The organism is Fuerstiella marisgermanici, from assembly GCF_001983935.1.
GTDB lineage: Bacteria > Planctomycetota > Planctomycetia > Planctomycetales > Planctomycetaceae > Fuerstiella > Fuerstiella marisgermanici.
Window position 1 is genome coordinate 7272132 of the sequence record NZ_CP017641.1, and the last position, 12781, is coordinate 7284912.

Annotated in this window: 6 protein-coding genes; 1 reads left to right on the top strand and 5 read right to left on the bottom strand. The window is 57.1% G+C overall.

Features of this window, described 5'->3' with window-relative positions:
* Positions 1-103: 103 nt before the first annotated feature.
* The 4 genes from Fuma_RS27310 to Fuma_RS27330 form a co-directional block, all read right to left on the bottom strand.
* Positions 104-3037, bottom strand: coding sequence for an O-antigen ligase family protein (locus Fuma_RS27310; RefSeq protein WP_077026906.1), 2934 nt, complete (start codon positions 3035-3037; stop codon positions 104-106).
* A gap of 19 nt (positions 3038-3056) precedes the next feature.
* Positions 3057-5384 (bottom strand): polysaccharide biosynthesis tyrosine autokinase, encoded by a 2328-nt coding sequence (locus Fuma_RS27315; RefSeq protein WP_077026907.1) that lies wholly within the window; start codon positions 5382-5384, stop codon positions 3057-3059.
* Between the two features lie 34 nt (positions 5385-5418).
* A complete protein-coding gene (locus tag Fuma_RS27320; RefSeq protein ID WP_077026908.1) occupies positions 5419-6483 on the bottom strand; it encodes a polysaccharide biosynthesis/export family protein in 1065 nt (354 codons plus the stop codon).
* A 411-nt stretch (positions 6484-6894) separates the two neighbouring features.
* Entirely contained in the window at positions 6895-10854 is a 3960-nt protein-coding gene (locus Fuma_RS27330) for a protein kinase domain-containing protein (RefSeq protein ID WP_077026910.1), read from the bottom strand.
* Between the two features lie 33 nt (positions 10855-10887).
* Here Fuma_RS27330 and Fuma_RS27335 point away from each other — a divergent pair, with 33 nt between their 5' ends.
* On the top strand, positions 10888-11628 hold the full coding sequence (locus Fuma_RS27335) for an RNA polymerase sigma factor (RefSeq protein WP_077026911.1): 741 nt from the start codon (positions 10888-10890) through the stop codon (positions 11626-11628).
* 55 nt (positions 11629-11683) lie between these two features.
* Here Fuma_RS27335 and Fuma_RS27340 read toward each other — a convergent pair whose 3' ends face one another.
* The gene (locus tag Fuma_RS27340; RefSeq protein WP_077026912.1) at positions 11684-12613 is read right to left on the bottom strand and encodes an IPT/TIG domain-containing protein; all 930 of its coding nucleotides are present in this window, start codon (positions 12611-12613) and stop codon (positions 11684-11686) included.
* Between the last annotated feature and the right edge of the window lie 168 nt (positions 12614-12781).

Below are 12781 nucleotides of genomic sequence, written 5' to 3' on the forward strand. Positions count from 1 at the left end.
CCGGAAAATCACCATTTTCCGCAGAAAACGGGCGTTGGCGGTTGACTGAAGAACCCTGCAGCACGCCGGACTCTAGACACCACAGTGCAAAACTTCAATAGTTTTACGGCAGTCTTCGTTGCTTATCGTCGGCTTTTCGAGTTCGAGAAGCCCAACGCTCGAAGTTGGCAAGCCGCACCTTCGAATCGTCTTCTCTGTCGTTCATCAGACTTCTGGCCCGCACAATCAGCCGCGGAATCAGTACGTTGCCCGGATCGTGCTCGTAGCACCACTGCAAATGGGGCATTGAATCCTCCGGCCGTTCCAGTTCAACCAACGTCATACCCAAGTGGTACCGTGGCTCAAAGGCGAGCGGAAAATCCTTGGCCGTTCTACGAAGAATCTCAACACCGTGTTCCAGGTCTTCAATCCGGCGTGCCGCCATATACGCAAACATCAACGCTTCCAGACGCTCGTCCTCGTCTTCAATTTCGCCCGCTTCCTTAGGAATGGCGTCCGCCAGTCGTTCCAGTGTCACGTTGACGTCGCGTTCTCGTTTTAACGATTCGTACACTAACAGGATGTCTCGCAGCTCTTCCGCATTGGGCTGGAACTGCTGCAGCCAGAATTCGACCGGAGTGGAATGAGCAACCATTTGCAGGATGTTCAGCCGGAACAACTGGCTGGAATGAAACACGCTGTCCCACAGCTTCATCGCGGTTTCACGGTCGTTCGCCATAATGGCTTCACGACCGGCCATAAAGCGAATGCGAGGATCATGCCCGCGAACCAGCATTGCCTGATTGACCAGATCACGATGCTGCGAATCGGCCACGTCGTGCAGAAAGCTGGTCTCAACCAACGTCACGTAAGCATGCCCGAGCAGCGGGCAGCCCTGCAGTGATTTTCGCGACAGACGATCGGCCAGCTTGACCAGCTGAAACGACTTGCCGCACGTGCCCTGAATCCACTCCTGCATTTCCTGAGTCGTTTCGAAGCCACCGTTTGTCGCCGCATCTCGCAGCATGTTTAGCGGAAACGGATTGTCACTACGCGACTGCAGCAGGTCGAACAGATTCACACACTGTTCCGCCAGAGCCAACTGCACGCGATGCTGATCGGGCCGCGCCTTTAGCGACGCGTGCATGTGTGAGATTCGTTCCTGCAGATACTTTGCCATCGCCACTTCACGACGCGCCAGAGCCTTGGATTCGTAGGCTGCCTGAGCTTCCGGCGAAAGTCGTTCCGGCTGTTCGTCCAGAGCGATCACCTGGCCGTCATCAAGATTGTCGTAGCCGTCGGAGTCGTCAGGTGGCACATCCAGTTTGACTCGCAGCGCCGCGTACCAGTGCTTTTCAGCTTCGATTCGTGAAAGTAATTCCGGTTGCACGCGAATCAGCCCCACAACACAAAGCCCACCCAGCGCGGCCCATGCGATTCGTGGAAACCAGATTTCTCCGGAGGCCTGACCATCACGGATTTGCATTGTGCCAAAGTGCCGAGAAGCGGCCTTCAAACCGACGGCGATCAGCACGAGGCTGACGACGACGATTCCCGGTACGTACCAAATGAAATCAACAACCGCGTGCAGAATTGCTCCCACCATGCACGCAATCACGGCGATGATGCAGGCTCGATTGGTTGGGTCCGTTGTTCGAAACGTGCCACGCACAAGTCGCAGCATTACAAACAGCAACGCGGCAATCAGGCAACCGACACCGACAAGCCCCGTTTCCAACGCTGCATGGACGAAGCTGCTTTCGGCATGAGTCATCTCGGCCATCGCGAAGTCGGCATAGTTGTCCATATACAGCGTGTAGACGTCGCGATGACTGCCGACACCTGTTCCCAGCAGCGGAAACTTCTGAATAACTTTCGCGTCCGCCGCCCAGACGGCTCGCCGATTGCCGCCGGTGTCGATCTTGTCAGCGTCGCCGGAAATCAGTTGATCCAGCTTCACCTGAATCTGCTCTTCGCCGGAAAACGCGAGCAGCGAAAGAAACAACACGCCACCACCAAGGATGATGCCCGCCATCGCTCCGGCGAGTTTAAAACCGCGCCAAAGACCGGCCAGAGCAACCAACGTAACGGCGCCGGCAGCAATCATGCCGCCGCGAGACAGCGACAGCACAACGGCCACAACTACAATCGCAACCGCACACAGCAGCAACATGATCGGTATCGAAAAGCCCTGCTGAAACGCCTGAGATCCAGCGGCAGCGGCCGGCTTTCGCGCCCTTGCAGACTTGCGTTTAGGCTTTGGCCGTGCAGCGTGAGGCGTTGTGGTTCCGGCGTTGGTCGCCGCCTGAGTCTGCAGGTAGAGCTTCACGTCGCGGAACAACCACCACAATAGCGGCCCGATTGCCAGCGACAAAAATTGAGCGAAGTGGTTGCGGTTGGTGAACGCACCTTTTAAGTGGACGGTCGGTTCGGTGTAGGGATGTTCGTAGAACCAGAAGAATCGATCGTTCGACGCACCCCATTGCAGCAAGCCGAAGGTTGTCATCGCCACGCCCGCAATCCCAACCCACTTCAGCAGCCGATAGCAATCTTCCGGTTGCCGAATGCGTTGGAACAGCACGGTCAACACGATGGCGTAGGCCAGAAACACCCACCACGCGTGCCGTGTTTCCACCGGAGCAAAACTAAGCACCGACCATGCCGTCGGCGATTCCGCGGACGGTGTTTCTGGTAGCTGTGTTTCCGTGAGTTGAGTCTCCGACCACGACGGCAGCAACCGAGTGTACTCAGCCGAAAACTTCGACATCACTTCCGGAGCCTGCGGCTGCACCTGAAACCAGGCGATACTCAGGCCGGCGATCAAAAACAATTCCAACCATGAAACGCTGTACCGGCGGCCCTGCACCGCTGCATACACGGCCCACGCAACGCCCAGCGAAAGTGACACGGTAATCAGAAACCAGTGCCCCCACGCTTCGCGACCGCCCATAATGAACGGTAGCAAAAACACGAGTGCACCGATCAGAACGTCAACTACGGTCAGCAGCAGCCGAGACAATCCGGTGTGAGGAGCTTCTGTGTGTTTCATGTCCGACATGGCTGGCAATTCTTCAAACTCACGCGGCCTTTTTGTCGGCGGAGTCTTCCGGTTCAGGCCCGGATCCGATCATCGACAAACTCACAGCGACGTCGGCCTGGTTGTGGGACGGTTGCCGACGCTCGTCTGTTGGATGGGTATCGTTTTCTTCGTATCCATAGCCATAGCCGTAACCATAGCCATAACCTTCTGCTTCGCTGCCGCTAAGATGATTCACGACAACACCCAGCAGATTGCTGCCGACGTTGTGCAGCGCTTCGGCTGCTCGAATCACCATGCGGCGACGGTCTTTGTCCGGTCGTACCACAAGGACGACGCCGTCTACCAGTCGAGCGATGATTAGCGGATCGCTGACCGCCAATACAGGCGGAGCGTCCACGATAATTTGATCGTAGCGAGTTTCGGCCCATGCCAGCAGATTCGCGAATCGTTCGCTGGACAACAGTTCGGCCGGGTTCACAGGGCGCGGGCCACATGAAATGACGTCCAGTCCATCAACGGCGGTTGCTCGCAGATTGCCCTGCACCGCTTCGTCGAACTCATCGGTCGATCGAAGGATGACAGACAGGCCTTTGTCGTCGCGAAGGTCCAGCAACGTCGAAAGACCCGGTCGTCGCATGTCGGCATCAATGATTAACGTGCGACGGCCCGATTGAGCGAACGCGACAGCCATGTTGGACGATATCGTCGTTTTACCATCACCCGGTTCGGTACTGGTACAGACAATGCGTCCGGTATCGCCGCCCGCAAACTCCAGATTCGTCCGCAGACCTCGGAAAGATTCGGCTTCGGTGCTGTTCGGCTTCACGTGGCACAAAACGGAATTGAAACCTTCGCCAGAGAACTGTTCCAAAGCGGGCACCATCGTAAGAATTTGCGTGTCCAGCTGCAGCTTCAGTTCTTCCGGAGCTCGGAAGCGGTCATCCATGATGTCCAGCACCCAGATGATGCCCAGTCCGCCGGCAGTGCCGAAGAAGATCGACAGAAACCCGACAATGACCGGTCGAGGCGACACGGGCAGTTGATTGACTCGCGGCGGGCTTGAAATTTCTGTGCGGATGAAGGTGTCACCTGTGAGGTCGATCAGGTCCATCTTGTCAGTCAGCGACGCGCGGTATTCGTGCCGGCGTTCAATCTCCCGGTTGATGTCCTGGATCTCACGCAGCGTCATGCTCAGTTCCATGGCCTGCGTCTTTTCGGCCCTGATGTCCTGGCCGATTTGCGCGACCTGCTGACGAGCCATCCGCAGACGCTGCTCTGTTTTTTCGATCAGCTTGGGCCCCAGGTACCCACGGCTGTTTTCTTCCGCCGCCTGCATTCGCATGGCGGGGTTTTGAGTCATGAAGTTGCGTTTTGTCGCGATCTGGTTCTGCAGGTCGATGATTGTGGGATGTTTCGCGCCGTAGGACTTCATGGCGGTTTGAAGTTGAGCTTCCAGGTCGAACAGGTCCTGAGTGATCTGCGTCGTCTGAAAAACACTCTGACCGCTAACACCCATCACTTCTGCCAGAACCTGTTCGCCCAGTTCGCTGGCGTACTGCAGAACGTCTTCGCCATTGGCCACAGCCTGTCGCAACGTTTCCAAAGTTGCCTGAGCGTTCGCAGCTTCCTGTTGGGCTTCTGACAAGCGAGCCAGAAGGTGCTTCATGTTTGCGACAGAAAGGTTGACGACGGATTCGCCGTCACCAACGCCCACGAAGTCCGGAGATCTTTTTGTCAGTTCATCGCGGTAGGCCTGCAGTTCCTGAAGTTCCTTAGTGACCTCAGCGAACTGAGCTTCCAGGCGTTCAATGTTTTTGTCCGACGAACCTCGGTTAACGTCGTTCATAAAGCTGTTGTACGCCACCAAAACATGGGCCACCACAGCGGCCGCGACTTTGGCATCAGTCGAACGATACGAAACGTCCAGCACGTTGGTTCCGAAGTCCGACGACACGGACAACGACTTTTGCATTTCCGCGACCGCTTCGGCTTCGGTCAATTCGCTGAAGTGCTGCTTAAAGCGTTCCGGCAGGCGTTCCAATGCGCGACGCATGACTTCGTCGTCAGCCATCAGGCGACGAAACGTGGGCATGCTGCGAGATGGATCGCTGGCGCCCTGGACGCTGTCCTGAGTCACGCCGGATCCGATTTGCACAACAAACAGCGACGCCTTCGATTGATAGATCCGCGGCGCGGTCACGTAGTACAGCGTGCCCAACGCACCGGAAACCACAAGGCACAGCAGCAGGATTCCACTGCGATGGCGGACGGTTCGCAGGAACCTTGCGATCGCGTGCAGCGTCATCGCCAGAGCGTCCTGGCCGCCCGCGCCTACGGTATTTACCTGTCGTTGAGACGTCGTCATGTTTGTCGGCTTCCTGCCGTGACCGTTTGTTGTCTTAGAACAGCGGTGCTGATCCGGTAACGCCAATTCGAATATACTGCAACGCTTCCATCAAAACGGTGCCCGGACTTGGTTCGACTAAAACAATGTCGCCAGGCCCCAGAATAATATCTTCTTCAGAATGCTTCTTGGCGCGTCTGAGACTGACCTGCACGCGAGCTTTCTGGTCCGGCTGAACAAGCGGACGGATCACATAGACTTTGTCCGCCAGTTGATTGCTAATGCCACCAGCCATCTGAATTGCTCCCAGCACGGTCAGTGTCTTGCCGATCGGGAAGTCATAGGTGTCCGCCTTTTTCACGAGCCCACCGACCTGAATAGGCGCGGGGTCTCGTTTTTCGACCATCACCACGGCACCATCTTCAACCGTGTAGCGATTGCCGGTCGATGTCGATGCCGATGTCAGGCTGACGGTGTACGCTCGCATGCCGCTTTGGTTGTTGCTGCTGTCCGCACTAACCGTGGTGTACGGGACCTGCGGATCTCCCACGACTGCCGGGCGATCGTTCGGATTGTACCGCACCGGATTTTTGACTTCGACGTTCTCACCGGCGTTCTCAGCCAACCCTTTTGCAGCCGCAATGGCTGAGACAAGGTCACTGGCATTCGGAGACAGTTCGTACAAGCCGGGTTCCTTCACCGCACCGAGGACTCGAACGCGGTTGACTTTCCGTCCCGTTACTTCAACAGAAACGGTGGGATTCTTGTAGAACTCGCTGTTGATCGACTGAATGCGAATCAGGGATTCGGCCGCCTGAGGTTCATGGCCAGCAAGCTTGATCTTGCCGATGTTCGGGAAGTAGGCCGTGCCATCATCGTGGACTCGCACGGGAAGCTTGTACTGATCGTCAGGATTCAAGCTGGGCGAGAACGTGACTTCCAGAAGGTCGCCAGGACCGATCGTGTCACTGCCGCCGGTGGCGCTGGCCAGATTGGTGAGGTCCGATTCCTGTGCGTTCGCCTGAGGTGCCAGCCGCAGGCTTTTGGGCATGGAATGAGCATAGTAGAAATTCGGTGACTGACAGCCCGACAGCGCCAACATCGCCAGCGTTGCGAGCATGCAGATGCACCTGATTCCAGAATCTCTGGTTTTCATCTAGGGAAATCGCCCGAAAGGAAGGTCGTTTCCAGGCGGTGGTGGCGCAAAACGGCCAGCGCACGTCGCGGAAACGGATGAAGTGAGTCTGGAGAGGAATACGAGGAGAGAGGACAGGTTCTACGGGATAGGCAAAAACCCGGTCAATATGAATCACGGCTGCTGATCAGACAGCTGGTTAGCTCCGCCGCGACCGTGCCACTGTTTCGGCACATCCTGCGCATCGGGGAGGCCGCCAAGGGAATCCTGCGTCGATTTTTGGCCTTTAGATTTGAGTTTTGCGGGGTTGGCGTCGCGGTCAGCTGGAAAAGCGGTTTCGCCCGGCAAGTATGAGCCTGCCCGGCGGAGGATCAAACCGCTGGAAGCCGATGCCACTTAATCTGCGTCCAAATCCGCTGGAGTCACTCGTTGGATCACAATGTCATCCAGCCAGACGTCTGCAATGCCGGACGACTGAATGCTCAGTACGACCGGAACCAGGCCCGGAAAACGCCGGGACGTTGGTGCGTCGAATTCGCCGACCACTTCCTGCCAGTCGTACTTGCCGGCGGGCAGCTCAATGGCGACACCAGGCTTCCCTGAGTTTTCTTTTGCAACGATGATAGAAACTCCGCCCGCGTGGTTATCGTTGGATTTCGCTCGGCAGGAAATTCGGTACGTGGCGTTTTCTTCCACTGTGATAATCTGCCGCGTGCCCGCCACGGAATCTGCTCCCAGCGAAGTCGTGCGAATGTGTAGTGATCGATTGCCACCGTGGGATTGCTGCGTGCCGGTCGTGGCAGCAGATTCGCCTTCTCCTACAAGGTGCCATGCCGGACCGCCGGGATTGTGCCAGTAACGGTTGAGCGGCAATTCGAAGCCTCCGTTCTGTACGGGCACGTGAGCTGTGTTGAGAACTCGCTGATTCTGAGCAATGTCAAAGGTGGAAATCGGTTGCAACTGGTCGAGCAAATCTTCAATCAGATGGTCACCGCGTTGAGTAGCCAGCAACGTCACGGAATCGAGGTGGCAGGCCGGATAGACTTCCTTCGCGCGTCGCAGCGCCTGTCCGGCATCGCGGCTTTTGCCAAGTTGCATCTGCGCGCGGCATTGGCCGAGTAACGCTTCGGCAATCTGGTGATTCACGGTTGCCAATTCCGCACCTTTGCTGAAGAGCGTTTCGGCATTCGGAAAGTCTCCCAATTGTTCATAGCACAATGCCATGCCGATGGTGGCCCACACGGAACCAGGATCCGAATTGCGACAGTTGCGAAAATGGCTCAGCGCGGCTTGTAAGTCCTTTTCGTGCATGGCTAACAAACCAGCAGTCGACCACGCCAGCGGATGCACTTCGTTGACGTCACATGCGATTGTTGCCCAGTGATTGGCCTTCGCGTGGTCGCCGTTTGATAAGTACCCGGCAGCCAACACAGCCGCGAACACCGACCGTTGTTCACCGTTTTCAATCAGTTTCGTGATATCTTCGATCATCCGTGACCGGCCACGAATTTGATCGATGTCGATCAGCTCTTCGTTACGATTTTCACCGAATCGATGGTCGAGCTGCACGGCTTTGGCGTACGCGGCCATCGCGTCCTCCTGCCGATCAGCGGCGCCCAGCGCATGTCCGTGATGCCAATAAACCCACGCTTCTTTGGGCGCGCGTTCGACTGCCTGCCACGCGTACCGCACGCAGCTTTGCAGCAGTTCTTTTTTGATGCGAACAACATCCTCGCGTTCCAGCAACTTGCTGTTTTCAATCACTTCCATCTGCCGCAGAGTGACCGACGAGAGGTCCGTGTAGGCAAATGGCAGGGCTGGATTCAGTGCCACACAGCGGCCGAATGTCTGCCGGGCCGTTTCGTAGTATTGCCAGGCTTCGGGTTCTCCGTTTTCCGCCGTGCGTTCTGCCAGCAGGTATTCCGTCTGCGCCAGCAACAGATGAGTCCAGTAGTGATCGGGAGCCATTTCGGAAGCAATGCTCAGCGTTTCGCGAGCATTCATCAGGTCATCCTTCACACCTCGATAGTACGCAAACGGAAAATCTTTGATGATCGCTCTGGTCAGCAGCATGATCGCCAGTTCGTAGGCGTCGGTGCTGTTTCTGGGTGCTTTCAGTCTGCGCGAAGGGACCGGCGTCCACTTCAGCAGCCGCAGCCCGGCGATGCCGTGATACCATCTTAGACATTCGGCGTATCGAAAACGGTTGGCCATGTCGCAGATCACAGCCGTGGCTCGAGCTTCTTCTTTCCCGTCCTTGCTGAAAATGGCGCCCAATTGCCCAGTCAAGGTATCGGGCATCTTGCCACCGACGCCTTTTAAGGTGCGCATGCCGGTGAGTTTGATGTACGTGCTGGCGAGTAGCACCAGCTGCTTGTAAACGGCCTGCTGCAGCCGGTCGTGTTGCTGCGCATTCAGGTCTTCGGCGGGAAGATGATTCCACCAGTCTGCGTGATCCCACACGGCCAGCAGGTCCAGCGCCTTCACGATGGCGATAATTTCGTCTTCGTCTTCCGCCAGGTAATTGGCCCGTTCAGCGAAGGCTGCCAGTTCATAAAATTCCGCGATGTGCTGAAGGCGTCTGGACTTCGCCTGCAGGGCCGCTCGTTGTTCGGCAAAGGCGGTCGCTCCTGCCAGCGTGTCGATTTCTGAATTCAGTACCCTCACGGCAATCGCGAAACGACCTTCATCGACCTGCTGCCTGACGATGGTTTGAGTTGCCGCCAGCGAAGAATCCAGTTCGGCCAGCCGGTCGCGTTCCTTTTCGTTCGCTTCGGTTTCTCGCTCAAGCCTTGCCTGTTCGTACACCAACTGCTGATGTTCAAACTGACTCCACGCCAAACTGCCAATGACAGACGCCGCCGTCAACAGCAGCATTGCCACTGCCGACGTTGCGGCCAGCGTCTGATGTTTGCGAACCCAGCGCACCGTTCGCACAGCCAGCGAATCGCGGCATACGCTGACCGGTTCGTCGGCCATCCAGCGTTCCACGTCTTCGCCAAGTTCCATCGGGCTGGTGTAACGATCAGAAGGCTGCAGCGCCATCGCTTTCAGACAAATCTGTTCCAGCGGCGCGGGCACGTTAGGGTTGATTTCCGAAGGCGGGACGGAGTCACCCTGCTGCACTCGTTCCAGAATCCGTTCGACAGAATCCTGCTTCTGCGGCGGCTGATTAGTCAGCACGTGATACAAAGTTGCGCCTAACCCGAACACGTCGGTGGCGGGCCCCATGCGGTTCAGCTGTCCGGCCGCCTGTTCAGGACTCATGTACTGAGGCGTGCCCACCGCGCTGCCGAACTGAGTGGGTGCGGAGCCGCTGCCGGAATCGGAGAGAATGATCGAATCCGCGTCCATCCCCGGTGACACTTCAGCCGTTCCGATTTGCTTGGCCAGTCCCCAGTCCACCACCAGCGTCTCGCCATACTTTCCCAGCATGATGTTAGCCGGCTTCAGGTCGCGATGAATGATGCCTCGGCTATGAGCGTAGCTGATCGTGTTGCATGCATCGGCAAATCGCCGCATCAGATTCCGGAGCTCGGGCGAACGCAAATCCATCGACTCGCTGCCACGCGACTTGTGAAAGCTGTCCACAGCCGCTTCCAGACTCTCGCCGCGGATAAACCGCATCGCGTAGTAGATCTGACCGTCGCCCCGCTGCCCCAACGCGTAGACGGGAACAACGCCGGGATGTTCGAGGCGTCCGGTGATTTCGGCTTCCAGTTGGAAGCGAATTTTCGCGTTCTGGTTGTCGGCCCACTTTTCGCGAATGCGTTTCAGGGCGACCTGACGATTTAGCTGGAGGTCTGCGGCAAGCCAGACTTCGCCCAGACCACCTCGAGCGTGTTCGGAAATAATTTCGAAGCGATCGCCTTCCGAAATTTGCATCAACGGCATTCGCCCCGGCAGGTTCTTCCAGCGAGCCACGCTGGCCTGGACTTCTTCGTCGACATTGTGTGCCGCCAGAACGCTGTTCAACTTTCCGAACAGGCTGTCGTCGATGCTTTCGGCAATTTCCATCGACAGCGAATCTTTGTGCTGAGCGAACAGGTCGCGCAGTTGATCACGTCGCTCCGTGGACAACTGAAGTTCGCTTTCCATGCAGGTCAGCAGCGGTGTTTGCTGAGTTCCTGTCCAGTGAGCAACGGCCCTGGCCAGATCTTCGGCCGTGATGATCTGCTGTTCGACAGCGCGAGCGGCGATAAGTAAGTCCCGCTCCGCAGCTTCTTCCCGCATGATTTGCCTGGCCCAATGAACTTTCAAAACAACTGACGCCGTCGGGCGGCACCGCATTTCTGACGGATTCACAGCTTGAATACCTCGCCGCCAGCTTGCGGTAGCATAGCGATTGAACGACATTGTTCGTAACAGTAACGAGGCGGAGAATCCGGAATGCCTGACGAACAAAGAATCAGCCGAATCGAAACACTGTGGTCCGTTGTCCGGACAGCTCAGGGCGACGACAGCATGGATTCTCGCACTGCCATGCAGCAGATGCTGGACCGCTACGGCACCGCGATCCGCCGCTACCTGCTGGGAGCGACTCGGGACGAGGACCTCGCCGACGAACTCTTCCAGGAATTCGCACTGCGATTTTTGACCGGAAAGTACTCCAGCGCGGATGCGGAACGAGGTCGCTTTCGAAGTTTTCTGAAGACGATTCTGTTCCGGTTGGTAGCTGAGCATCATCGGAAGAAGGGCCGTGATAAGGCTGTGGCGATGGGAAGTCAGTTTCCGGAAGTGGCCGATGATGCTGCGACAGGCGAAAGTGACGATGGCGAATTCAACAGATTGTGGAGCGACGAACTGCTGAAAAAATCGTGGGCGGCGCTGCAGAAGCTGGAAGAAAGAACGGGCCGCCCGCTCTTTACAGTGATGCAGGTCAAGGTTGAAAACCCAACGCTGCGATCGCCTGAAATCGCTGAACTCGTCAGCGAACGAACGGGTAAGGAACTAAGCACCGGCAACGCCCGAGTCATCCTCCATCGAGCGCGGGAACAGTTTGCCGAATTGTTGGTTGACGAAGTTGAACAATCGCTCGACACAACCGACGTTGATCGCATCCGGGAAGAACTGACAGATCTGAATCTGCTGTCCTATTGCAAACCAGCGTTGGAACGGCGAACTTCCTGACGCCCATGAACGAGCGGCATGGACTGATGACATGCCGCACCAATCACCCCCAACGCTACCGGCCAGCGACCTGCGTCGTGTCCGGACCGAACATCACGTCGATCTGCGTGGCTACCTGACCGCCGGCATCGACAAGCTGGATGTTCGCTTTCACCTGTTCGGTCAGTGCGATCACAGGCAGCACAGCGGTGACTTCTGTATCGCTCCATTTCTGCACGACGGCACTTAGCTTCAGCCCGCCAACAGTAACCTGCAGCCTGCCCTGCCGCTGTCCGAGGCCGACAGCTTCCAGAGTAATCTGCTGTCCCACAGTGACAACCGGCAAATCGCCTGCTGGTGCCTCGGGGTCGCGACGATCGTTGTCCACCGTTTGAGTGCGTCCGGGAACAAGATCAACCGTCAGCTGATCGGCCGTGTGACCGTAAGCGGTGATCACCTGCACGTTGGCTCGGGCAGTTTCCGCGAGTGGCAGCTGCGGCAGAACGGCGGTGACCTCAGTGCTTGTCCATTCCACAATTCTTGCTTCCAGCGGAAGTGAACCGATCATCACGACGACTCGGCCGGTTTGCGAACCAAAGCTCTTGCCGTCAATCGTGACTCGTTGACCGACTTCGATTTCCGGAACGTCGGCGGGCGGCTGCACTGGCGCTGTCACGGGAGTCGGCTCAATCGAGCATCGAGGTGGCTTTGGATAAACAACTTGCACCGGATGTGGGTGAGGATGCGGTACTGGATGCGGATGAGGCTGCGGAGTCGGCTGGGGCCAGGGACGAGGCTGTGGTTTGGGACACGGCTTCGGAGTTGGGTGTGGTAGTGGTCGCGGATGATTTCGAGGCGGCTGCACGTGGTTGATGACCTTCCGCGCGACTTCGCGCTGAACCTGCTTGCCGACTCCCTTCATGACTTTGTCGAAGTTGAATTGAGCAAAGCATTCGCCGCCGGTGAATCCGACCAGAATTGTCGTTATGAAGATGAGCTGTTTCATGGTTTAACCTGCTGCTGAGGATTAGTTTTCGTTCACGTCACACCTCCTTATTTGCGGCCCAGCGAACCTGTTACAGATTTTTCTGCAAATATTTCCAGACCGAGGAAATTGCCTGCTTTTTCGCGCATAGAAAAGCCGCCGGACGCATGGTGCGACCGACGGCTTTCG